General features: G+C 64.6%; 22 protein-coding genes. 10 read left to right on the top strand and 12 right to left on the bottom strand.

Going from position 1 to position 23,167, the window contains the following annotated elements:
* Positions 1 to 53 precede the first annotated feature (53 nt).
* Positions 54 to 980: a LysR substrate-binding domain-containing protein gene (locus BMZ97_RS05230; RefSeq protein ID WP_175525434.1), complete on the top strand. Its 927-nt coding sequence runs from the start codon at positions 54 to 56 to the stop codon at positions 978 to 980.
* A gap of 25 nt (positions 981 to 1,005) precedes the next feature.
* Here BMZ97_RS05230 and BMZ97_RS30615 read toward each other — a convergent pair whose 3' ends face one another.
* Positions 1,006 to 1,371: a hypothetical protein gene (locus tag BMZ97_RS30615; protein WP_139221156.1), complete on the bottom strand. Its 366-nt coding sequence runs from the start codon at positions 1,369 to 1,371 to the stop codon at positions 1,006 to 1,008.
* A gap of 94 nt (positions 1,372 to 1,465) precedes the next feature.
* Here BMZ97_RS30615 and BMZ97_RS05220 point away from each other — a divergent pair, with 94 nt between their 5' ends.
* The 3 genes from BMZ97_RS05220 to BMZ97_RS05210 all read left to right on the top strand — a co-directional run bounded on the left by BMZ97_RS05220 (position 1,466) and on the right by BMZ97_RS05210 (position 3,671).
* Positions 1,466 to 1,873 carry a DUF3024 domain-containing protein gene (locus tag BMZ97_RS05220; RefSeq protein ID WP_092166136.1) on the top strand — a complete coding sequence of 136 codons (408 nt, stop codon included), beginning with the start codon at positions 1,466 to 1,468 and terminating at the stop codon, positions 1,871 to 1,873.
* Positions 1,874 to 1,938: 65 nt separating this feature from the next.
* On the top strand, positions 1,939 to 2,535 hold the full coding sequence (locus BMZ97_RS05215; protein ID WP_092166134.1) for a hypothetical protein: 597 nt from the start codon (positions 1,939 to 1,941) through the stop codon (positions 2,533 to 2,535).
* Positions 2,532 to 3,671, top strand: a complete 1,140-nt coding sequence (locus tag BMZ97_RS05210; protein ID WP_092166132.1) for a hypothetical protein — start codon at positions 2,532 to 2,534, stop codon at positions 3,669 to 3,671. Before BMZ97_RS05215 ends, BMZ97_RS05210 begins: the two co-directional genes overlap by 4 nt.
* A gap of 261 nt (positions 3,672 to 3,932) precedes the next feature.
* Here the strand turns inward: BMZ97_RS05210 and BMZ97_RS05205 are convergent, their stop codons facing one another.
* The 6 genes from BMZ97_RS05205 to BMZ97_RS05180 all read right to left on the bottom strand — a co-directional run bounded on the left by BMZ97_RS05205 (position 3,933) and on the right by BMZ97_RS05180 (position 9,895).
* Entirely contained in the window at positions 3,933 to 4,670 is a 738-nt protein-coding gene (locus tag BMZ97_RS05205) for an ABC transporter ATP-binding protein (protein ID WP_092166130.1), read from the bottom strand.
* On the bottom strand, positions 4,667 to 5,659 hold the full coding sequence (locus BMZ97_RS05200) for a FecCD family ABC transporter permease (protein ID WP_244546238.1): 993 nt from the start codon (positions 5,657 to 5,659) through the stop codon (positions 4,667 to 4,669). Before BMZ97_RS05200 ends, BMZ97_RS05205 begins: the two co-directional genes overlap by 4 nt.
* A 50-nt stretch (positions 5,660 to 5,709) precedes the next feature.
* Entirely contained in the window at positions 5,710 to 6,786 is a 1,077-nt protein-coding gene (locus tag BMZ97_RS05195; protein WP_092166126.1) for an ABC transporter substrate-binding protein, read from the bottom strand.
* A complete protein-coding gene (locus BMZ97_RS05190) occupies positions 6,786 to 8,915 on the bottom strand; it encodes a TonB-dependent siderophore receptor (protein ID WP_092166124.1) in 2,130 nt (709 codons plus the stop codon). The genes BMZ97_RS05195 and BMZ97_RS05190 overlap by 1 nt, the downstream gene beginning before the upstream one ends.
* Positions 8,916 to 9,258: 343 nt before the next feature.
* The gene (locus BMZ97_RS05185; protein WP_092166122.1) at positions 9,259 to 9,471 is read right to left on the bottom strand and encodes a hypothetical protein; all 213 of its coding nucleotides are present in this window, start codon (positions 9,469 to 9,471) and stop codon (positions 9,259 to 9,261) included.
* Between the two features lie 139 nt (positions 9,472 to 9,610).
* Positions 9,611 to 9,895, bottom strand: a complete 285-nt coding sequence (locus tag BMZ97_RS05180; protein WP_092166120.1) for a hypothetical protein — start codon at positions 9,893 to 9,895, stop codon at positions 9,611 to 9,613.
* Positions 9,896 to 10,623: 728 nt separating this feature from the next.
* Here BMZ97_RS05180 and BMZ97_RS05175 point away from each other — a divergent pair.
* The 4 genes from BMZ97_RS05175 (at position 10,624) to BMZ97_RS05160 (ending at position 15,863) form a co-directional block, all read left to right on the top strand.
* The gene (locus BMZ97_RS05175) at positions 10,624 to 11,364 is read left to right on the top strand and encodes an invasion associated locus B family protein (protein ID WP_092166118.1); all 741 of its coding nucleotides are present in this window, start codon (positions 10,624 to 10,626) and stop codon (positions 11,362 to 11,364) included.
* A gap of 177 nt (positions 11,365 to 11,541) precedes the next feature.
* Positions 11,542 to 12,303 (top strand): precorrin-6A synthase (deacetylating), encoded by a 762-nt coding sequence (gene cobF / locus BMZ97_RS05170; RefSeq protein WP_092166654.1) that lies wholly within the window; start codon positions 11,542 to 11,544, stop codon positions 12,301 to 12,303.
* A 171-nt stretch (positions 12,304 to 12,474) separates the two neighbouring features.
* On the top strand, positions 12,475 to 14,283 hold the full coding sequence (gene pabB / locus BMZ97_RS05165; protein WP_175525433.1) for an aminodeoxychorismate synthase component I: 1,809 nt from the start codon (positions 12,475 to 12,477) through the stop codon (positions 14,281 to 14,283).
* 515 nt (positions 14,284 to 14,798) lie between these two features.
* Positions 14,799 to 15,863, top strand: coding sequence for an NAD(P)-dependent alcohol dehydrogenase (locus BMZ97_RS05160; protein ID WP_210188209.1), 1,065 nt, complete (start codon positions 14,799 to 14,801; stop codon positions 15,861 to 15,863).
* On the opposite strand, the gene BMZ97_RS05155 is transcribed toward BMZ97_RS05160, so the two are convergent.
* Complete coding sequence (locus BMZ97_RS05155; RefSeq protein WP_092166104.1) at positions 15,853 to 16,074, bottom strand: hypothetical protein; 222 nt, start codon at positions 16,072 to 16,074, stop codon at positions 15,853 to 15,855. The genes BMZ97_RS05160 and BMZ97_RS05155 overlap by 11 nt on opposite strands.
* A gap of 365 nt (positions 16,075 to 16,439) precedes the next feature.
* Between BMZ97_RS05155 and BMZ97_RS05150 the strand changes: the two genes are divergently transcribed.
* A complete protein-coding gene (locus BMZ97_RS05150; protein ID WP_092166652.1) occupies positions 16,440 to 16,901 on the top strand; it encodes an NUDIX hydrolase in 462 nt (153 codons plus the stop codon).
* Positions 16,902 to 16,937: 36 nt separating this feature from the next.
* On the opposite strand, the gene BMZ97_RS05145 is transcribed toward BMZ97_RS05150, so the two are convergent.
* Positions 16,938 to 17,831 carry a universal stress protein gene (locus tag BMZ97_RS05145; RefSeq protein ID WP_175525432.1) on the bottom strand — a complete coding sequence of 298 codons (894 nt, stop codon included), beginning with the start codon at positions 17,829 to 17,831 and terminating at the stop codon, positions 16,938 to 16,940.
* The gene (locus BMZ97_RS05140; protein WP_092166102.1) at positions 17,828 to 19,531 is read right to left on the bottom strand and encodes a bifunctional aminoglycoside phosphotransferase/ATP-binding protein; all 1,704 of its coding nucleotides are present in this window, start codon (positions 19,529 to 19,531) and stop codon (positions 17,828 to 17,830) included. Before BMZ97_RS05140 ends, BMZ97_RS05145 begins: the two co-directional genes overlap by 4 nt.
* Positions 19,532 to 19,659: 128 nt before the next feature.
* Here BMZ97_RS05140 and BMZ97_RS05135 point away from each other — a divergent pair, with 128 nt between their 5' ends.
* On the top strand, positions 19,660 to 20,493 hold the full coding sequence (locus BMZ97_RS05135; protein ID WP_092166101.1) for a hypothetical protein: 834 nt from the start codon (positions 19,660 to 19,662) through the stop codon (positions 20,491 to 20,493).
* A 64-nt stretch (positions 20,494 to 20,557) separates the two neighbouring features.
* Here the strand turns inward: BMZ97_RS05135 and BMZ97_RS05130 are convergent, their stop codons facing one another.
* Together BMZ97_RS05130 and BMZ97_RS05125 are read right to left on the bottom strand one after the other, a co-directional pair.
* Positions 20,558 to 22,426: a heavy metal translocating P-type ATPase gene (locus BMZ97_RS05130; RefSeq protein WP_092166100.1), complete on the bottom strand. Its 1,869-nt coding sequence runs from the start codon at positions 22,424 to 22,426 to the stop codon at positions 20,558 to 20,560.
* A gap of 33 nt (positions 22,427 to 22,459) precedes the next feature.
* Positions 22,460 to 22,921: a phasin family protein gene (locus BMZ97_RS05125; RefSeq protein ID WP_139221155.1), complete on the bottom strand. Its 462-nt coding sequence runs from the start codon at positions 22,919 to 22,921 to the stop codon at positions 22,460 to 22,462.
* Positions 22,922 to 23,167 lie beyond the last annotated feature (246 nt).

Here is a 23,167-nt window from a genome sequence, read left to right as displayed (position 1 = left end):
GCGCTCAAATAGAATTCCCGTCACCTCGTATGCGAAAAGCTGATAGCCCTACCATGCCTCGCCGGTTGAGCCATCGCGGCCTGCAGGCCTTCCGCGTGATGATGCTGACCGGCAGCGTCTCCGCGACGGCGGCGACGATGAACCTGTCGCAGCCGGCCGTCAGCCGCCTTCTCAAGGAGCTGGAGCTCGATACGGGCCTGCGCCTGTTCGACCGGACCAAGGGCAGGCTGGTGCCAACCGCCGAGGCTGGACTGCTGCTCGACGAAGTGCAGCGCTCCTTCGTCGGGCTCGATCGGATCGCCTCGGCCGTCGGAGAAATCCGCAAAGGACGGCGCGGCACGCTGTCGATTTCCTCGCTGCCTATCCTGGCGAGCTCGCTGTTGCCGAAGATGGTCGGGGAATTCCTGCGGCGGGCGCCCGGTGTCGCGGTGCGGCTCGACTCGGCGGGGTCGCAGACGGTGACCCAGCAGGTCATGACCGGCCAATACGATATCGGCTTCATCAGCATCTCGGTGCCGCTCGCCAATCTGCAGACAGTGCGGCGCTATTCATTGCCCTGCCGCTGTATCCTGCCGCCCGGTCATCGGCTGGCGGGGAAGGAGGTTCTCGGCCCCGGTGATCTAGAGGGCGAAAGCCTGGTCAGCGCCTCGCGGCGCACGCTGATGGACACACAGGTCCAGGCGTTGCTCGACCGGCATGGCGTTTCCCCTGCGATGCCGGTCGAAACGCCGCTGCTGCCGCTTGCTTCGCTGCTTGTGCTTGAAGGCGCCGGCGTCGCGATCGTCGACGCGATCACGGCCGCGCATCATGAGCGGCTTGGCGGCATCTCCCGTCGCTTCGAGCCGCTGGTCAGGCTCGAACTCGGCATGGTGCGCCGGCTCGACGCGCCCGTGACGAGCGCCGAGGCGCTGTTCATGGAGATCTGCGACGGGCAGATGGCGCGCTATGTCGATCAGGACATGGATGAGCTGACCGCGTAAAGCCGAGGCTGCGCGTCTAGCGGCATCAGAGCGTGGGCTTCCTGGCGGTCAGATTCGCGGCGAGGCCGGCCATCGTTTCCGGCTTGATGAGCCCGAGCGCTCCGGCGACATGCCACCAGCCATGGTCGGCCTGGCGCACAATGGTGCATTCCGCGCTGACGCCCATATGTTGCCCTTCGAAGGAATGCCCGACAGCGGTGTGAGCGACCTCGTCGGGCAATCCGACGGTCAGGCAGACATGCATGCCGAAGACGGAGTGCCGGAAGGTCGGAAAGCCGCTATCGGCCGGAGTGGCCGCCCAGCAACAACCGACACCAAGCCCAGCCGGGACACGTTCGACGCCGAAGGGCCTCTGTCCCCTGCGCAGCGTGACAATCAGAGTGTGGGACAAGGCGCTCGACAGAGCCGCGAAAGTTGGGTGAATTCGCGGATGGGGAAGGCGGCAGCCTGGCTGCCGGTCGACTGCGGGTGCCAAGAGGGGCTCAATGGCGGGATCCGAACGCAAATGGGTGAGGGTGAAGGCGCTCACGAGGCAGGAGCGGTCCGTTATCGCCGCATCCTGCGAGCGCTTCATCGCCGAAACCTTGAAGCCCCGGTTCCTTCCCGAAGTCCGCCCGACGACCTTCAACTACCCGATCGACATCGTCGGCAAGTGGCGCGGATCCAAGTACAGCTTCATCACGCGCTATCGCTCCGGCTTCCCAGAGAACCTCGGGGAGGAATTTGACTTGAGCTTCAGTCGGCTCGACCATGCGGAAGAGCACCTGAGCGACCTCCGATTCCATGTCATGTGGTATCGCCATACCGGCCAATGGTTCCGACTCCACGCTTTGGTCACACTCGACGAGGCCCTGCGCTTGATCGCGAGTGACGAGCGGCTCTTGCCACTATGACCAACGCAGATCTTCGCGCCCGTTTCGTCCACAGACGCAGCCTGACGAGGCGCCTGGGATAGGACATGCGGCGCGCCGAGATCGAGAAACAAAACCGGTACCTTCTGGAGCGCCAGCGCCAGTTCCGCTTGGCGGCCGATATCGTTGCCGACGCCTGGATGGCTTTCCCGGAGGTCTGGGCGATCGCGGTGATCGGCTCGGTGGCCAAGCCGCTATGGAAAGAGGTTCCCCGCTTCAGGGAGTTCCGCCGCGAGGGCGTCGAGGTCTGGCATGAATGTGGCGATCTCGATCTCGCTGTTTGGATCGAGTCACAGCGCCGCCTCGGTGAATTGCGACAGGCTGGCGTCCGCGCGCTGCGGCAAGCATATGAGGCCGGCGCCGGCATGAGCGTCGTCGGTCATGAGCTGGACGTGTTCCTGATCGAGCCTGCAAGCGACCGCTATCTCGGGCGGCTTTGCTCCTTCAATCAGTGCCCCAAGGGAAAGCGCGACTGCCTTGTCCCTGGCTGCGGCGAAACACCCTTCAACAAGCGCATCGCGGAGTTCAAACCGCGCGCCGACCTTCTGGCGCCAGCAGCCCACGCCATGCTGTATCGGCGGGACGCCGGCCGCCTGCGCTCCGCCCTTGACCTTCCCGCGATCGACGAAGGCCTCCTTCCATGAGCGAGTATCAATATTACGAATTTCAGGCGATCGATCGCTCCCTCGATCGCGCTGCCCAAAAGGAATTGCGATCGATTTCGTCTCGGGCGCGGATCACTGCGACGAGCTTCACCAATCACTACGAGTGGGGCGACCTCAAGGGCGATCCGCGCAAATTCGTGGAACAGTGGTTCGACCTGCATCTCTATCTCACGAATTGGGGCTCGCGACGGCTGATGATGCGGTTGCCCAAGCGCCTTCTGAAACGTGCGAGGCTCGCGCCATTTCTGTCCGAGGCGGACTGGGTCAAGGTGTGGGCGTCCGGCGACAGCCTCATAGTCGATATTTTCCCAGACGAGACCGAGGCGCAGGACGACTGGGACGACGGGTCCGGTTGGCTCGCCGATCTTGCGCCGCTGCGCGGTGACGTGCTCTCGGGCGATCTCAGGCTGTTCTACCTGTTGTGGCTGATGGCCGTGCAGCAAGAATTGGTTGCAGACGACGACGCCGAGCCGTTGCCCGGCATTGGTCCGGTGACCAGCTCGCTCGAAGCTTTCGCAGCCTTTTTCGGTGTGGACCCGGACCTCATGCTGGCAGCGGCCGAGCAGGATGGCGAGGTCGCGATCCCTTCGAAGGATGATCTGCGGGAAACCCTCGCAGCCATCTCCGATGATGAGAAGACGAAGTTGCTGCTGCGCATCGTCGATGGCGATCCCCACGTGGCTGCCGAGCTCAAGAACAAAGCACGCGAGGCCGACCCGGCGTCCACGATACACCGCAGCGCTGGCGAGCTGCGAATTCGGGCGCGGGAGATCGCCGAGGCACGCGAGCGGGCGGACGCCGAACGTCGCGAGGCGGAGCGGCGACGTCAAGCTGAAGAGGCCGAAAGGACGCGGCGTACGCGGCTCAACGCCCTCGGGCAGCGCGGCGCCGATGTCTGGCGGGAGATCGACAAAGAAATCGAGCGCCGCAACGCCTCTGGGTATGACCGGGCGGCAGCTCTGCTCTCCGACCTTCAGGTGCTGGCCACGGAGGCGGGAGGGCGGGACGAATTCAACCGCCGCCTAGCCTCGCTCCGGACAGCGCACCAGAGAAAGCCGAAATTCATCGAGCGCATGAGCAGGATCGGACGCGACAATGACGCAGAAATGGCCTGATCGGTAGGACCGACGACGGAGCCTCCAGTCGACCGAGACGTGCCGGTGCTCGCTCGTATGACGGCCGAGCGCGCCGCGGGCTATTCGGCGACTAGCTGTCAGATCGCCCAGGGTCCGGGATCATTCGACGGCCAGGCGGGTTGAAAATAATAGCAATAATGCTATAATGAACCTGATAAGCTCCACCCGTGCGGGTTGGCTCACACGATCTTGGGCGCTCCATGACATGGACAGTCGAGGCCCTGGGCCGGACCGGTCCCGTCAATGCAGCGGGATGATCGTCTCGACCAGGCCATGGCCTTCGATCGCGACCTGGCGGCGGCGCAGTGGCGTGCCGTAGAGGGCGCTCAGATTGCTCTCGCTCATCACCGTGTCGACAGGCCCCTGGCGCTGATCCTCCGGTCCCATCAGCAGCAGGGCTTCGTCAGCGACCTCAAGCGCATGGGTCGGCAGATGCGTGCTGAACAGAATCGCGTGCTCGCCGGCCGTGCGCAGGTCGCGCAGCACGGCGACGAGGCGGCTCTGATTGGCGAGATCGAGCGCCGAAGCCGGTTCGTCGAGCACTAAGACGGGCGATTGCGTCGCCAAGGCGCGCGCCAGCAGCACGAGCTGGCGCTCGCCGCCCGAGAGCCGGTCGAGCCGCTGCTCGGCGAAAGCCTCGGCGCCGATGCGCGCCAGCGCTGCGCGGGCGATGTCGTAGTCGGCGCGGCGCGGCGTGCCGAACAGGCCGAGCGACCGGGCGCGCGCCATCACCACGACATCGAGCGCACGATAGGGCAGGGGCGCGATCACCTGCGGCACATAGGCGACGAGCGGCGGCGCCTCGCGCGTGCCCTCATCGAGCTTGTCGAGCCCCGTGACGGCCTTGATCAGCGTGGTCTTGCCGCGCCCGTTCGGGCCGAGCACGGCAACGCAGCGCCCCGGCGCCAGCGACAGATCGAGCCCGCGGAAGATCCAGCGCTCGCCGCGGCGGATGCCCGCGCCTTTCAACGCGATCATGCCGCCAGTTCCCGGCGCTGACGCTGGCGCAGCAGCAGCGCAAAAACCGGGGCACCAACGATCGCGGTCAGAACGCCGAGCGGGATCTCGGCGGCCACCGCCGTGCGGGCGATGGTGTCGACCAGCACCAGATAGGATGCGCCGAGCAGGGCCGATGCCGGGATCAGCAGGCGATGATCCTCGCCGGCGACCATGCGCGCGGCATGCGGCACCACGAGCCCGACCCAGCCGATGACGCCGGCGAAGGCGACGACGGTTGCCTCCATCAACGCCACAGCCAGGAAGACGAGCCAACGGTCGCGCTCGACCGGCAGGCCGAGTGCGCGCGCATCATCCTCGCCGAGCGAGAGCACATTGATGCGGAAGCGCAGGCCGAGCACGAGCATGAGGGCAAGCGCGAGCGCGGGAGTGGCGGCTGCGAGCTGGCGCCAGCTCGCGGTGGCGAAGCTGCCCATCAGCCAGAACACGATCGCCGGCAGCGAGCTGTCTGGCTCGGCGACGAATTGCGTCAGGCTGACCAGCGCGCTGAACAGCGCCGCGACGATGACGCCGGTCAGCACGACGGTGACCGTGCCCGAGCGAGCATCGACGCGGGCGATGGCGCCGACCAGCAGCAAGGCGGCGGACCCTGCAAGAAAAGCCGAGCCGATCAGGAACCAGCCGGACAGGCCGAGCAGGATCGCGACCGCGCCGCCGAAGGAGGCGCCGGAGGAGACGCCGAGGATATGCGGCGAGACCAGGGGGTTGCGCAGCACGCCCTGCATGGCGGCGCCGGCGGCTGCAAGAGCGGCGCCGCAGATGGCGGTGAGCAGGACGCGCGGCAGTCTGACCAGCAGCACGATGCGCTCCTGCAATTCGCTCCAGCTTGGATCGACGGGAACGATGCGGGAGACGATGATGCCGAGCACCGTGCCGGGCGGCAGCGCGAGTCGGCCGGCGCAGAGGGCGGCTACCATGACCAGGCCGAGCCCGACCGCCAGGGCGACCATGACGAGGGGCGCACCACGGTCATACGACGCCGATCTATCGGCCGCGCTGGTCATGGCCGGGCGAAGCGCGAATAGGCCCGGGACGAGCCGTTCACATCGAGCCGCAGGACTTGGTCGAGATCGCTTTCCGAGGCGATGAAACCATAGAGATCGCGAAACCCCTCGCGCAATTCGTGGCGCAGATCGATGGCCGGAGCGGTCTCGGGCAAAAGGGCCGCCAGCCAGAGCCAGAGGAAGGGATTCTCCTGCGTCGGCGGCTCCCAGCGATAGGCGCCGGTCGGGATCTTGTAGACGCGCCGGTCTTTTGCCGCCCGCGTGCCCGACAGGATCGGATCGTCGAGGACGGTCTGCGGCGTCAGATCGGGGATGGCGCTGTTGAGCAGGATGACGTCGGGGTCCCAGATCATCATCTGCTCGGCTGAAGCCGTCTTGGAGCCTGTCAGCCCATCGGCAGCATTGCGCCCGCCCGCGAGCGAGATCGCATACCCCATGATGCTCTCCTCGCCCGTGGCGACGAAGCGCCCGGCCGAGCGGGAGAGAAAGAGGATGCGCGGCGCCTTTGCGCGGAGTTCTGGCGTCCGCAAGGGCGCGAGCCGCTCCGCCACGGCCTTGCGCCAGCCGATGATGGCTTCTGCGCGCGCGTCGGCTCCGATCGCGGCGCCCAGCATCGCGATGTTGCGGCGGCTGATCTCCTCGTCGCCATAGATCACCAATGCGGTGGTCAGGCCGGCATTGATCAGCGGGCCGATGATGTCGGCACCGCGCTCGCCCCGTTGCAGGACGAGGTCCGGCCGGGTTGCCGCGATGGCCTCGACATTCGGCATGAAGGCCGTCGCGCCGGGCATGACGAAGTTGGTCTCGACCTGGGCGATGCCGGGGAAGATGCGCGCAAGCAGGCTCTCGCGTGCGATCGAGCGCACGATCGGATGCATGCCGAGCAGCCGCGCGGGCGAACGGTCCAGCGCCATCAGGGTCGGCGCGGCCGGGATCGGCAAGGCGATGATGCGCGAAGCCGGGGCGCTCAGCGAGACCGATCGGCCGGCGAGATCCTCGAAAGCGACGGGCTGAGCAATGGCCAATCCCGCTGACAGCCCGGCGAGCAGCGCCCCGAGGACAAGCCTGCGCATCAGAAGCCGAGCCTTGCCGTCAATACGGCCTGGAAAGGCTCGCCGACCGCCACATTGAGATTATTGACCGCAGAGGGGTAGTAGACCTTGTCGAACAGGTTCTTGACGTTGAGCTGCAGGTCGAGCGGGTGGCCGTTGAGCTTGGTCTCATAGGACACAAAGAGATCGGCGACCGTGTATTCCGGCAGGTAGAACGAGTTTGCCGCGTCGCCCGGGCGCCGGCCGACATAGCGCGCACCGGCGCCGGCGCGCAGCCGCCCCGGTCCGATCTGGCCGAAATCATAGGTCAGGAACAGGGCGCCGCTGTTGCGCGCCACATTCGGCAGGCTGGAGCCCGGCGCCAGCGTCGGATCATCCGAGACCTTGAGGTCCGTATAGGCGTAGTTGGCCGCGATCGAGAGCTGCTCGGTCAGATTGCCGGCGAGCTCGAACTCGGCGCCGCGCGAGCGCACCCGCCCGGCGGTCCGTGCGATCGTCGTGCCGCCCACCGTCTCGGTGTAGAGCACGTTGCGCTTGTCGATGTCGAAGATTGCGGCCGTGGCGGTCAGGCCGAAGGGTAGCTCCGCCTTGGCGCCGACTTCATAGGACTTGCCCTCCTCGGGCGGCAATGCGCCGATCGCCTGCGAGATCGAGGAGTTCGGCTTGAAGGATTCGGTGTAGCTCGCATAGACCGAGACAGCCGGGGTGAGCTTGTAGAGGATGCCGGCGCGCGGGATCATCTTGTTGCCGCTGATGTCGGTATTGACCGAGAACGGCCGGCCGCGCCCGGCATATTGGTCGAAGGCCTGGATGCGCGCGCCGCCGACGAGGCTGAGCTGATCGGTCAGCCAGAGCGTGTCCTGAATATAGGCCGAGGCCGTCTCCAGGCGCTCGGTCTGGTCGCTGTCCGAGGCGACGATGGTGCGGCTGGACGGTAGCAGCCCGTGCACGGGCCGGTAGATGTTGAACCCGGTCGCGTTGGCGCTGCGGATCAGGTCGGTACGAATGACCTTGCTGTAGTCGTAGGAGGCGCCGATCAGGAATTCATTGGTGAAGCCGAACAGCGTCTCGCGCCCGGTCAGGTCGATGCGCAGGGCGTGGACATCGAAATTGGAGTCCTGGGTCGCGTCGGCGCGGCGGGTCACGGCGCCCGTCGCGGAATTATAGGCGATCACCCGCGCCTGATTGTCGTTGTACCAGTTGTGGCTGTAGGCGTAATGCGCCTTCAGCGACCAGTTCGCGTTGAAGCGGTGGTCGATCTCGATTCCGGCGAGCTGGTTCTCGCCCTCGGTGACGTTGTAGCGCTCGTCGAAGCGGTGTCGGGACGAAACGCGCACCGCCCGCCCCGTAGCGGGATCGAAGATCGTGCCGCGGTCGAACGGCACCTTGTACTGCGAATATTGCGCATAGACGCGGATCGTCGTGTCGGGCCCGAAATAGGTCAGCGAGGGCGCCAGCATGCGCGTGCGGTTCATGCCGTATTCGCGCCAATAGTCGCTGGTCTGGACATCGCCGATCAGGCGGTAGGCGAAGCCGCTCTGGCCGATGGGCCCGGTCATGTCGATGGTCGTGCCGCCGCCATTCTTGCCGCCGCCGAAGCTGCTCATCCGCGTCTCGATGGTGTTGCGTGCGGTCAGCTCAGGCTTCTTGGTGATGATGTTGACCATGCCGCCGGGGTCGATGATGCCAAAGAGCAGCGTCGCGGGGCCTTTCAGTACCTCGACGCGCTCGGCCGTGGCGTCGAAAGCGCGCGGGGAGGCGACGCGCAGACCGTCGCGCATGATCGAGCCGTCGCGATTATCGCCGAAGCCGCGCTTGGCGAAGGCGTCCTGCGTGCCGCCAAGCGTATTGGCCTGGACGACGCCAGCGACATTGGCGAGCGCGTCGTCGAGGCTGCGCGCCGCCTGATCGCGCAGCACCTGTGGCGACACCACCGTCACGGATTGCGGGATATCGACGAGCGGCTTCTCTGCGCCGCCCGCGATCGAGGAACGCAGCGGCTGGTAGCCGCGCGCGGCGCTCTCGCCCTGGACCCTGATCTCGTCGAGCACGACGGTGTCGGCCGCAGCCTGCGTCTGTGCGCCTGCAGCCAGAGGCCAGACGCAGGCAAGCGAGGTGATCGCAAGGAAGGGGCGGCGCAGACCGGTCATCGTGATACTCGCAGCAGAATTTCCGGCGCGGGCGCCAGTTCAGCTGCGTGTTAATCGCAGTGCGCGTGCGGTGCAATATTAAGTCTGTAGATTATAATTATACTAAATTGAAGTATCTACGAACTACGGTCGGGACTATACTCAAAGAGTGCGGTGTCTTTCTCAAAATCAGGGCGAGACAATGATCGATCTGTGCCTCGTCATATGCGAGGCCGAGCCTGCCGGCGTTTCAGCGTGTGTCATCGCTGATGTGCAACGCCGCCGGCTCGATGGCTGATGCGGCAAGCGCAGTGAGACCGATCAACCCTATCAACACGAAGGCGATACCGGGCCCGCCGCGGCTTTAGCCGCGAGCCGCCGCCTCGGCCATCGCCTTATCGAGAATGCTGACGGTTTCCTCCAGGCTTTCCCTCACGCCCAGCATGAAGTCCTTGCGAAAGCCGATGATCGTGTCAGGCGGTTCGCCCTTGAAGGTGTAGACGACGCTGACCTGCGCAGGGTTGACGTAGACGGGCTTTCCGTCGGTGGGCGATGTGAACTTGCAGAGCTTTGGCATGGACGTCTTCCCGGTGCGATTCGGCGGAGGCAGCTATACGACAGGCAGTCCTTCCAACGAAAATGCCCGGACCGCGTCCGCCGCAGGCGCTCCGAAGAGCGCTAATCAGTCTGGAGCAGGTCGACGGTTGCGGGCGACGTCACGACAGCCGCCGATCGCGAATATCGAGGATGCGCTCGCAGATCAGCGAGTGATCGGCGAGCAACTGCTGGAGGGGACCTATCGGCCGGAAGGCGCGCATGTCCTGGTCTTCCTCCCCCGCCTCGGTCCAGTTCGCGATCACCTCATCGGCAACCGCGATCTGATTCTCAGATGGATCGCCACCAGGCTGCTCGCCCGCTTCCTCGGCGATCCGCAGAGCGATCTTTCGCCGGAGCTCCTGCTCGAGGGCCAGGAGCGGCTCGAGTTCGTCAGTGTATGCCATTACGCCATCGTCCTAACCTCAGCGCCCCGCCAGCCGATATCCCATACAGCCGTTTGGGGGCATCGGTGGCCGTCTCGCGCGAGCCAGATAGTCACGGAAATCCTAATATGCGGTGGCAGCGACCTCTGCATGGCCTATTGGCGGCGGCTGGCTGAGGTTGAGAAGCCGGCGGTGGTTAGAGATTGAAATATCCGGAATCGACCGCACGAACTCGCCTTCTCTAGAATCTATCTAAATCATTGTTGTTGTGAGAGAATTCCGCATTGTCTAAGCGATGCGGACTCTCCTCGTGCCAGGTGCGCGAGATCGTTATCCCGCTGCCTCGGCGAGCGTAGCGGGACCAGCGCGATCTCGCCCACCGTTCCGATCAGGTTCAGTCGATGAAGCCGTTGTTCAAGACCGCCTCCAGCCTTGCCGAGACCGCCTCGTCGGATCGCGCAGGGTCATGGCAGGCCCTCGCCGGCGAGGAGGACCTGTTTGCACTCGATGCAGTCTCCTTCTCGATTCCCGGGCGAGTGCTGTTGGAGCCGTTGAGGCTTAACCTGCCGGCGCGGCGCGTGGTCGGGGCTGATCGGCCATAACGGCTAGGGCAAATCGACATTGCTCAAGATCCTTGCCCGCCAGAAGCCGACGGTGTGCGCATGGCCGTGATGCCTCATCCCCAGACAGCTCGTCCGATCGCCTTCCTCTGCTGAATCCACCCAACGCCCATTTTGAAGAGCCAGACCATGTCCCGCGAACGCCGCCGCCTTCCGCTTCTCCTTTTTGTCGGCCTCGCCGCCATCGCGATCTGCGTTTCCCTGCCCCAATGGGCATCCGCACAGGATGTTCCCGTCGGCGACGTCACGGAGGCAGCCCCTGCGGTCAGGCCCGAGGCCGCCAGGCGAGCGGCGCCGCCGAAACCCGCTCCCAAGCCGGTTGCGGTCAGGCCGCCAGCGCGCCCGGCGCCGGCAGCAACGCAAGCCCAGGCTCAATCGCAGGCGCCTTCCGTAAGCCAGCCCGCGTCCGGGCCGGCGACACTTCCCAACGGCGCCAGCGCGATCAATGAGAGCTATGGCGACTGGACGGTCGATTGCCGCGTCACTGAAGGCCAGAAGCTCTGCGTGCTCGCCCAATCACAGGGCAATAGTCAGAATAATCAGCGCCTCTTCGCGATCGAGCTTCGTACGCCGAAGGACGGCCGTGCCGACGGCACGATCCTGATGCCGTTCGGATTGAAGCTCGAAAACGGCGCGATCCTGCGGCTCGACGACAAGGATCTCGGTCAGGGTCTGCGCTTCTCGACCTGCATTCCCGCAGGCTGCCTGCTTCCGGTGTCGTTTCCGACCGTCGCCACCGAGGCGATGAAGACCGCCAAGACCTTGACCGCCGCCGCGCTGAACCTCTCCAGCGGCGATCCTGTCGCCTTCAACATCTCGCTCAACGGTTTTGCTGCGGCGCTCGCCCGCATCGGCCAGCTTGGCGGATAGCTGACGCCAAGCTGGGCGCAGCGGTGGTTGGCGATGAAGTGCATGTACCGCTCGCAGGAAGCGGCGTTCAGCCCAAGGAAGCCGCGCGGCATCGTGTCCTTGTCGGTGATCGAAGGCCCCTCACATGCTATGCCTGAGAGCCTGGCTTGAGATGCGAGCTTGGATCACGAGGGCCGCATGCGTGAAATTCTGATCATCGGGATCGGGGCTGGCAATCCCGACTATGTCACGGTCCAGGCGATCAAGGCGCTCAACCAGGTCGATGTCTTCTTCATCCCCGACAAAGGAGTGGACAAGACGGCGCTGCAGCGACTGCGCAAGGACATCTGTGAGCGCTTCATCGAGGGCTCGAATTATCGCATGATCCCGGTGCCGATTCCTACGCGTGCCGCTGCAGGACAAGATTACCGCGGCAGTGTCGATCAGTGGCACGCGCAGCTGGCGGATGCCTATGAGAGCCTCATCATGGAGGAGCTCGGGGATGGTGAATGCGGGGGCTTCCTCGTCTGGGGCGACCCGACGCTCTATGACAGCACATTGCGGATCATCGACCAGATCCGGGCCAAGGGATGTGCGCTGGAATACGATATCATCCCGGGCGTCAGCAGCGTGCAGGCACTGGCGGCCCGGCATCGCGTCGCGCTCAATCGTATCGGACAGCCGGTGCTGATCACGACCGGGCGCAAACTCGCTGAGGGATTTCCCGACAACCTCGACAGCGTCGTCGTCATGCTCGATGGCGACCAGGCTTTCAAGCGCATCGATGCAGATGATCTCGATATCTACTGGGGCGCCTATCTCGGCACCGAGGACGAGATCCTGGTGGCCGGAAAGCTCTCTGAGGTGAAGGGCGAGATCGAACGGATTCGACAGCAAGCCCGCGAGGACAAGGGCTGGATCATGGATACCTATCTGCTCCGCAAGGCTGGTGAGACCTGATCGGGGCAATCTCGTATGAAGCCGACGTCACGGCCGCGACATCGGATTGTCGGACAGGGAGATGGCCCAGACACAGATGACCCTCGGCATGTCGCGCATGGCCTTCTATCTGGAACGCGCCGGGCCGATTCGAGCGTTGCGCCGCCCATCCAGTCAGAAGCTACACTGCAGATGCCGCTTTCGATCCAGACCATGCTGAGCTCGCGGCAGCCATTCGTGCTGCTGGAGGATCGCCTTGCTGGATCGGCCCCAGCGCGGCTCTATTGCGATCCGGTCGAGATCGTCTCCTGTGTTCATGGCGACGATGTTCCGGCTGCGCTGCGCAAGATCGAGGACGGCCTCGCGCGGGGGCTGCATGCTGCCGGTTTCCTGGGTTACGAGCTGGGCTATGTCTTCGAGCCCCGGCTCGTGGCGGCGATGCCCTTGAACCGTGCATTACCCCTGCTGTGGTTCGGGTTGTTCCAGGAGCCGTTAGAGGCCGCGCCGGTTGAACTCGACCGGCACTTTGCGGTCCTGGCTCCGCCGCGGCCGCTCGATCTGGTTCAGCCGCGGCTCGATGCTTCCGCGCATGCCGCCAATGTCGGGCGCGTGCTCGAATATCTGCAAGCCGGTGACGCCTATCAGATCAACCTGACCTTCCCGGTCGACTTCCGCTACGAGGGCGACCGGCTCGCGCTCTATGCCGCATTACGGGCCAGCCAGCCGGTGTCGCATGGCGGGATTATCGCCTTCGAAGACGCCACGATCCTGTCGGTCTCGCCGGAGCTCTTCCTCGAAGTCGAATCCGGTCGGGCGACGACGCGCCCGATGAAGGGAACCGCGCCGCGTCTCGGCGATCCCGAAGCCGATCGGGCGGCCATGGCGGCGCTGCAGGCCGACCCGAAGCAACGCGCCGAAAATCTCATGATCGTCGACCTGTTGCGCAACGATCTGGGGCGGATCAGCGTGCAGGGCTCGGTCGAGGTGCCGAGCCTGTTCAAAGTCGAGACCTACCCGACGTTCCACACGCTGACATCGACCGTGACTTCCAATTTGCAGCCCGGTCTTTCGCTCGAAGAGCTCATGCGAGCGGTCTTCCCGTGTGGCTCGATCACCGGTGCGCCCAAGCTGCGGGCGATGCAGATTATCCGTGAAATCGAGGACGGGCCGCGGGATGCCTATACCGGAGCGATCGGCGCAATCGCTCCGAACGGCGATCTGCGTTTCAACGTCGCCATTCGCACCGCGACGATCTTTCCCGATGGGGCAGGGCGCTATGGTGTCGGCGGTGGCATCGTCGCGGATTCAGAGGCCGCGAGCGAATACGCCGAAGCCTTGCTCAAGGCCCGTGTCCTGACTGATCTCGCCGAAGATTACGGCCTGATCGAAACATTGCGGTGGTCATCGGAAGCGGGCTTCGTGCGCCGGCAATTGCATCTCGACCGCCTCGACCGCTCGGCGAGCGCGCTTGGCTTCAGTTTCGACCGCCGCGACGCGGAAGCCAGACTCGACAGCCTGGCGGCAACTTTCGACACGCGAGACGACCGGCGCATCCGCCTCGAACTGCGCCGCGATGGGGCGCTCGATCTCGCCGCACCGATGCTGGCGGAGGAGCCGGAGCGACGTCTCGGCGTCATCGTCGCAGCGGACAGGACGGATGCCGCCGATCCATTCCTTCAGCACAAGACGACCCGCCGCCGGCTCTATGAGACCGCCTATGCGGCGGCGGTCATGCAGGGAGCCGATGAGGCAATCTTCCTGAACCGAGCCGGTTTCGTGACGGAATCGGCGCGCAGCACCATCTTCGTCGAGCGGGGCGGGATCCTGCTGACGCCGCCGCTGAGCGATGGCGTCCTGCCGGGCGTGTTACGCCAGAGCCTGATCGGAAGCGGTGAAGCCATTGAGCGACAACTCGTGCTTGATGATCTCGCTCGCGCGGAGCGCTGGTTCCTGGGCAATAGCCTGCGCGGACTGAGACGTACTCGACTCGGCAACCTATAGCGACGCTTTGGGAATGTTCTTGATTGATCCAGGTCAATACCGATTGGTTCATTCTCAGTAAAATTCGCAAAATCAGCTGGAAACTGGCCATGCGGTGATGCAATGACCCTCAAATCAGTACTGGGATTGGGTGCTCGGGTGCGCGGTCTTTTCAGAGCGCGCCGTGGTCCCTGCCAAGGCAGCCCATTGATCCATGACGATTTGGACGAGCATCCACCCATTGTCGCCTGGCTCAGGTTTCGTGCTGGGCTCGCTCTGCTCCGCGAGATCGTATTCGCGGAAAGCGGACAAGCTAGAAAAAGCCGCCTCGCCACGAAGAAGAAAGACTAGGCGGATTTCGTTCTTAACGTTGCGCCCGATTGCGTCAGATCAAGGAATGAAACCGGTTTCGAGCAAAGATGATGTGCTGCAATACTCCCGTTCCGACACGAGGCGTAGATATGAGCCACATCGCAGTCTATCCTCGAACAACCCAATTCCCGATTGAAACACGATCTCGGCCCCGGCCAGCGAAAATGCGCGCCGCCGTCTTCATTGAACCTGGCAGGATTGTCCTCGAAGACAAGCCGGTGCCCGACATCGGCCCCTTCGACGCCCTGCTGCGTATCACAACGACGACGATCTGCGGCACGGACGTTCATATCCTCAAGGGCGAATATCCGGTCGCGCGGGGCCTGACGATCGGCCATGAGCCGGTCGGCGTCATCGAGAAGCTCGGCTCCGCCGTGCGGGGCTTCAAGGAGGGGCAGCGCGTCATTGCAGGCGCGATCACGCCCTCTGGCTACAGCACGGCCTGCCTGTGCGGTTGCCATTCGCAGGACGGGCCCGGCGAGCGGCACGGCTTCAAGGCCATGGGCGGTTGGCGCTTTGGCAATACGATCGACGGCGCGCAGGCCGATTTTCTGCTCGTTCCCGATGCGATGACCAATCTCGCGCCAGTACCTTCGGGCTTGAGCGACGAACAGGTTCTGATGTGTCCCGACATCATGTCGACAGGCTTCTCGGGGGCGGAGAAAGGCGGCGTCAGGATCGGCGACTGCGTCGCCGTGTTCGCGCAGGGGCCGATCGGACTCTGCGCAACTGCGGGCGCGCGACTGATGGGGGCGACGCGCATCATCGCGGTTGAAAGTATCCGCGCGCGGCAGGATATGGCGCGCCGCCTCGGCGCCGACGAGGTCGTCGACTTTTCTAAAGGCGATCCCGTCGCCGAGATCATGCGCCTGACCGGTGGGCGAGGCGTCGATGTCGCGATCGAGGCGCTCGGGCGGCAGGAGACGTTCGAGGCCGCCTTGCGCGTGCTGCGCCCGGGCGGGACCCTGTCTTCGCTCGGCGTCTATTCGACCGATCTTACCATTCCTCTCGGAGCTTTTGCGGCCGGCCTCGGCGATCACCGGATCGTCACGACCCTGTGTCCAGGCGGCAAGGAGCGGATGCGGCGCCTGATGGACGTGGTTGCCTCGGAACGGGTCGATCTCGGCGGGCTCGTAACTCACCGGTTTCCGCTGGAGCGGATCGTCGAGGCCTATGAGCTCTTCGCCGCCCAGCGTGACGGTGTTCTGAAGGTCGCGATCACGCCTTGAGGGATGTTCTCCTGGCCTCGGCGGCGAAGGCTGCACTGCCCGACTTTGCAAACCCGCCTTCACCAGACAATCCTGCCTCAGCGACGGTCGCGACCTGTCGATGATGCTCCCCGAGGCCGCAGAGCTTGGCAATGTTGTCAACTCGAGCAGTAACGTGACGGAGCCGGCGAATGCAGATGGCCACGTCCTTGTCCGTGAACATCGCCGCCATCTCGGGCTCCGCCGCAGATGTGACGGAACCGCGTGGCGCTTGATGAAGACGAAGCGGGCGATGGCTGTTGCGGTCAGGCCGATAAGCCAGACCAGGTCGGGAATGCCAGTCAGATCCGGGAGACGGACCTTACCGAACCTCTAAGCCGGCAGGACATGAGCCTGCTGGCCCGCCGCCCGAATGTGAGATGCGCGGTTGCAATGCCGACGGGGAACATTACCGCCAGGAAACCCAGCTCGACAGGGTCAGCCGCAGTCCGCCGGTCAATTGCGCTGGCCGTTGCGACGGGCGGCGGCAGTCGGGTGCGGGCCTGATTAGCCAGATTGGGATTAGGAATGGCCGGTCGCGTTCAACGTAAGGCTGGGCTGCCAAAGAGAAGCGCCGGCATCCTGATGCATCGACGTGCGAACGGAGAGCTTCTGGTTCTTCTCGCCCATCCCGGTGGTCCATTCTGGCGCAGGAAGGACGTTGGAGCATGGTCGATCCCCAAGGGTGAGATCGAGGCGGGCGAGCAGGCCGAGGCGGCGGCGCGCCGGGAATTTGCGGAGGAGACGGGCTTTTCGCCGAGCGGGGTTCTGCGTCCGCTCGGCACCATACGCCAGCGCGGCGGAAAGGTCGTCGAGGCCTTCGCCCTGGAAGGCGATTTCGACATCGATCAGCTCCGCTGCGCCGTGGTCGAAATCGAGTGGCCGCCGGACAGCGGGCGCGTGCAGTCCTTTCCGGAAATCGACCGTCTCGGCTGGTTTGCCTTGCCGATCGCGCGCGAGAAGATACTGCCTGCGCAAGCACTGCTACTCGACCGTCTCGAAGACCTCACGAGCGCCTGAAGGCCTTCCGTGCTGCTGCAGCGCGAGGGATGGAGCTTAGTGCGCCATCAGGATCGGAAGGTCGGAACTCTGGAGCAGATCATAGGTCGCCCCGCCGAGGATCCATTCGCGCAGCCGCGTATGGCCGTAGGCTCCCGCGACGATCAGGTCGGCCGAAACCCGATGGGCCTCGGCGAGGAGCATGGCAGCTGGCGCATCGTTGTCCGGCAGCAGGCTTACCGTCGTCGCGATGCCATGCCGGTCGAGATGGCTCGCGATGTCCGCCAGTGCCTCGGCGCCGCCGAGCTTACCTTTGCCGGCCTCCTGGACGCTCGCGAGATGGACCTGCGTCGCCAGTCCGAGCAGGGGCAGAGCCTCGGAGACGGCGCGGGCGGCCTCGCGCGTATCGACCCAGCCGACCAGCACGGTGCGGATCGCCTGTCGAGGCCTGAAGCCAGGCGGCACGAGATAGAGCCCGTGCCCGCTGTTGAACATGATCGTTTCGATCAGATTGCTCCAGCGCTCGCAATCGAATGTTCCATGCGGGCAGGAGCCTACGATGAGGTCAGCCCAGCGCGTTTCGGTGGCTACGTCCTTCTCCAACAGGCCGGGGAAGCTCTCCAAACGCCGCACCTCGTTTGCGACACCCAGACGGGCGAAACGTTGCGTCAGCCGAGCATGGTTTGCATCTCCAGCCCTGCGCGCGGTGTCGCAGGCGTCGACGATGGCTGCAGTTCCGAATTCCCCGGCATAGAGGGCGGCATCGGGGAGCGCATTTGTATAGAGGCCAGTCAGATGGGCCTCGAACTGGGCGGCGATCACTTCGGCATGGGCGATGCGAATCTCGTCCTCGACGCTGCCGTCGAGGTGGACCATCACATCCTTGTAGCCGGCCTGCGGAATCGGCTTGGCAATACCGGTGGTCGAAGACCTCATTGCGATCTGGTTCATGGTTTCCTCCATGCGATGATGGTTTGAGGGCCTGGTGGGACGCTGGCAGCCGAAGGGGTGCAAATCGGGCCAGGCGGGTTGCGCGAGAGGAGAGCTGCCTGGTCGAGTGACCGGCGAGGCTCCGGCGAGGCGGACGCGACGCGTATTCCCGAGCAAGCCGGCGCGTGACGTTCGATTGCCGATTGCGGGCGCACGGCGAGACGCGCCGCATTGCTGACGACCTCAATATCTCCGGCCGCGTCTAGCATGAGCCAGTCGATCGGCTCCGACTGACGGACAAGCTGATCCATCACCACGGCGGGGGTCGCATCGGAAGGATCGTTCTTGCGAGCAGCGACGCGGCGCATCAGCATGTCCGCCGGTGCATCGAGCCACAGTCCGCGAAACGGCACATTGCAGCGTGCGGCAACCGCAGCCAGCCGGTCGCGTCGGGAGGGGAGATCGAACACGGCGTCGGCCACCACGCCGTGGCCGGCCGACACGAGCACGCCCGCCCGGTCGGTGATGGTCGCGTAGACCTGTTCCGAGATCTCGTCAGCATAGCCCGTCGGGCCGAGCCGGGTTTGCGGCGCGACGCCGAACAGTCTCTTCCTGATGCGGTCGCTGGAGAGTATGCGCGCGCCAGGCGCAGGTCCGATCTCTGGCGCGATCCGGGTCGCAACGGTCGATTTGCCCGAACCGGAATAGCCTCCCACAGCCACCAGAACGGCCGGACTCTCGGCAAGGAAATCCCGTGCCAGATCGAGATAGGATCTCGCCTCGGCCTCCTTCCAGGCGCAGGCCAGATCGGTCTCCGCGACTTCCATGGCCGTGACATGCGCGCGAATGACGGCGCGCACGGCCATAAACAGCGGCAACAGCGCCACGCCCCCCTCGTCGCCCGTCAGGTCGAGGTAGCGATTGAACAGGATGTTGGCGTGAAGGGGCAGCTTGCGATGCCAGAGATCCATCAGCACGAAGGCGAGATCGTAGAGGACATCCGTCGTGGCAAGCTCTTCGTTGAACTCCAGGCAATCGAATAGTGTTGGTTGTCCGTCGATCATGCAAATGTTGCGCAGGTGCAGATCGCCATGACAGTGCCTCACGCGACCGGCGCGAGCCCGCTGATCGAGGAGTGCTGCCTCCTCTTGAAAATGGAGCTGGCAGGCGCCGGTCACATCGGCGACCTCCGAAGGCAGGAAGATCGGGCAATCCGCCAGGGCGCGCTCGTTGCCGCGAATGATGCGCTCGAACCGCTCTGCGCCTTCGCCCAAGACGACCTCGGCAGTTTCGTGAAGCTGGGCGATCTGGGCCGCCAACTGGTCCATCTGATCGACCGTCAGGCGGTCGGCGCGCGCCAGCCTGTCGAAGAGTTGGTCGTCATCGAAGCGCGCCATTTCGATCGCGGCGTCGACCAGCTTGCCGGGCCCGTTCAGCGCGAGCCGGCCGTTGTCTTCGCGGGTAATGCGATGCACGGCCCGATAGATGGCCGGGGCGGTGCGCCGGTTCAGTCGCAATTCGTCATAGCACGCGGCCAGGCGACGTTCGGGTGTCGAAAAGTCCAAATAGGGAAACTGGACCGCCTTCTTGAGTTTGATGGCCTTGTCGCCAAGTAGGAGCACCGTCGAGATATGGGTCGTGACGGTCCGGTGGTCTTGGCTGTTGCCTGCCAACCCATCTGCAGAGGACAGGAACGAGATGGCCTCCGTCTGATTGCCCATGACCCAACCTTCGGTCTCATTTCTGTTGCGAGGTTAGGGACGCCAGGATCGCGGGCATTGATCGACATCAAAGGATCCAGAAGCGAGTTGCTCTTCATTGCCGCATCGGTGGCCTCAAGGAGCGCGCGATGTCCTATGCCAGCATTTTGGTCGACGTTTCCGACGACCAGCCCGGAGCTGGGCGGATCGACCATGCCATCTGGCTAGCCCAGCATTTGGATGCCCGCCTCGTGGGTTTGATGGCGCAGGAGGCGGCTATGCCCGAGGTTTCGCCGCATGACACGATTGGAATGGTCCGCGACCTGATACGGGAACAGAGGATCGCGACACAGCATCAACTCGATGAGGCCGGGCGGCGGTTCATCGCCCTGGCCGGACGGCAACGGTGTCGAGGCGAGTGGATCGCAGAATGCGCGCAGCACTTGCCCGCCTTGATCCGGCACGGCCGCGCGTCGGATATCCTGGTCGTTGGGAAGGATTCTGTCTTTGACGGAGGGAGCGGAGGCTCCGATCTCGACACATTACTGCTCAACAGCGGGCGGCCGCTCCTGTTCGTGGCTCATTCTGCGGGGCAACCGTTTTTACGTCGGAATGCCATTGTGCTCTGGCGTGATGATCGTGCCAGCAGGCGCGTTGTCCGTGACGCTTTGCCTGTATTGCGGTTGATGAAGCAGGTGGTCGTGGTTCAGCTATTCGACCAGGAGAATGGCGCTTCGCAGTCTGTATCGGGAACCTTGGACGTCGCCGCGTTTCTGCAATGCCACGGCATTGCTGCACGAGCGGTTGCCTTGAAACAGATGGGAATGCCGACGATGGAGCGGCTTCGGGTCTTCGCCTCGGATGAAGGGACGGATTTGATCGTCGGCGGTGGCTATACGCATCATCAGCTGCTGTATTCCGACCTGGCCGCCGAAATGGACGCCATGATCGAGCTTTCGATCCCGTGTCTCATCAGCCAGTGACGGGGAGATTAGCGGGAACTGGCCAGAGCCGCTGCGTAGGGCCTTCGCCGCCGCAGACGATCGCCTAGCCTACGGCATCCGTTTGAGGACGAAGCGGGCGGCCGAGGAAATGCTGGTCGCCGAGTGCGCGTAGCGCATTGAGAATGACTGCGACATCAATGGCCTCTTGCAGCAGGGCGCCCTCCACCGGGGATAGCCCTCCGAAGGCCGCGGCAATCATGCCGAGCGTCGACAGGCCGATGCCAACCACCACGCTCTGTATCGCGATAGCGCGCGATCGCTTGGCGATCCGCAGAGCGGTGACAAGACGATCGAGCTGATCGACGAGCAAAATCACGTCCGCAGTCTCGATCGAGGCCGCCGAGCCGCTTAAACCCATGGCGACGCCGACATCCGCCGCCGCGAGTGCGGGCGCGTCGTTGATCCCGTCACCGACCATCATGACAGGGCCATAGCGCCGTGCCGCGCTGACGGTAGCGATCTTCTGCGCCGGCGTGAGATCGGCTTCGATGGCATCGAGGTCGAGGTTTGCGGCGAGTGCTTCCGCGACCTCGCGGTGGTCCCCCGTTGCGAGCACGATGCGGGCGATGCCGCTGTCGCGCAGCGCCCGCAGCAGGTCTGGCGTGCCCTGGCGAAGCCGATCGGACATGACGATATGGCCAGCGTAGCCTTGCTCGATTGCGATTGCGATCTGGAGCGCTCCCGATGGCACCCCGCTGTCGCGCTGTCCCGGGTCGAGTTGATTCAGCACGAAGCTGGGTTTGCCGATGATCGTTCGCTTGCCGGCGACGAAGCCCATCACGCCTTCGCCGGCTGCTTCGGAGACGTCTGTCGGGATAACCAGCTCGATCCCGCGCCGCCGGGCTTCAGAGACGAGTTGATGTGAAACGATGTGGTTTGATATTTGGCCGAGCGATGCGGCAGCGCAAAGGAGCTCATCGACCGAATGGCCGGTCGTCGGTATGATTTCGACGACCTGGGCCGATCCCGATGTCAGTGTGCCGGTCTTGTCGAAGACGATCGCACGCAGGAGCGCCAGTTTCTCCAGTGCAGCGCCGCTCTTGATCAGGATTCCAGCCTTGGCGGCCCGCGACATGCCGGCGACCAGGGCGATCGGAACAGCCAACAGCAGGGGGCAGGGCGTTGCGACGACGAGCACGGCGACTGCGCGGCTGGCATCGCCGGATAACCACCAGGCGCCGCCGGCCATGACAAGCGTGACGACCAGGAAGGCGAGGGCGTATTGGTCGGCCAGACGCGCCATCGGCGCCTTGCTCTTCTGGGCAGCGTCGACGAGGCGTACAATGCCGGCGTAGACGCTGTCGCGAGCGAGCCTGAGCGCGGTCAGATCGAAGGCGTCGCCGCGATTGAGCGCGCCGCTGGCGATGACGGTCCCTTCTTCCATTCGTTGCGGAAGTGCTTCTCCGGTCAGTGCGGACATATCCAGAACCGCCGCGCCGCGCGCGACGCGACCATCCACGGGAATGATATCGCCGCTACGGATCAGCAGGGCGTCGCCGGGAAGGACGAGTTCGGTCGCGACCTTGCGCAGATGGCCGTTCTCGTACCGCATCACCGAGCGTGGCGCGCGACCCAGCAGGGCGGTCATGTCCCTGCGGGCGCGACGCTCGGCGAAGTCCTCGAGATGCTGGCCCCCGGCATACATCAAAGCGACGACGACGGCGGCGAGAGGCTCACCGAAGACGAGCGCCGCCGACATCGACAAGGCTGCGACAATGTCCAGGCCGAACTCGCCGCGGCGAAGTGTGATGACAATCTCGATGCACAGCACGACCAGCACGGGCAAGGTTGCCCATGCCCAGGTCGATCGGGCGAGTTCATTCTCACCGAGCTGATGGAGGCCGAAGCCGATCAGCAGGCCAGCCAACGGGCAGGCGACGATGCTTCGCTTGACCACGCGGACGAAGGCCATCGTGCTGTCCGTTTCACGTTCGAAACCCCGAACTCAGGCTGCGAGCTTGGCCGCTTTGCTGGCCTCGGTGACAGCCTCGCTCGCCGCGTCCGCGACACTTGTGAGCTCGTTGCGCAGCATCGTCGTGATCTGGCCGAATTCCTCGGAATAGTCGCTGGAGACGCGTTCGCTGAATCGACGCTGTGCCTGGACGGCGTCCGCGAGTTCGCGACATTGGCTGAGTTCGTGACAGAGTTCGGCCTGGGCCTTCATCCGCCGCCCCATGAAGCCGAAGAGCTCCGACCCCATCGCCAGTTGGGCTTCGAGCATGGCGTGCGGGATAGCCGAAATCGCTGCGAACTGCCCCTGCATCGACTTGGATAGGTCCTCAAAGGAACCAAATGGCTGCATGCCGCTTGGGCTCGCCCCGTTGTGGCCCTGAGGGCTGCGTGGGTTCGTCATGGCTTGCCTCCTGCCTAGCCGCGCACCCTGCGCGGCCTCCGAAGGAGGCAGCATCGACGATCCTGAGGATGCCGCCTTGATCCGCATCAAAGGCGGTGCTGGTCGATGTGGGTAAAGGTGTTTCGATCGAGAACGGGCTGCGAGAGTGTTCACATGACGGTCCAAGCCAAGATCACCGCGCCGCGTGCCCCACTGCAAGCTCCGATCAACCGCTCGGATCCCATCGCGCCAGCGAAGCCTGATGCGGCGGACGATTTTAGCGGGGAGGAGCCGATTGACCGCCTGCTGCACGCTGCGATC

The sequence above is a fragment of the Allobosea sp. OK403 genome (assembly GCF_900113835.1).
Lineage (GTDB): Bacteria > Pseudomonadota > Alphaproteobacteria > Rhizobiales > Beijerinckiaceae > Allobosea.
Note: the sequence above shows the minus strand (reverse complement) of the source record. Positions and strands in the feature narration are given on the sequence as shown.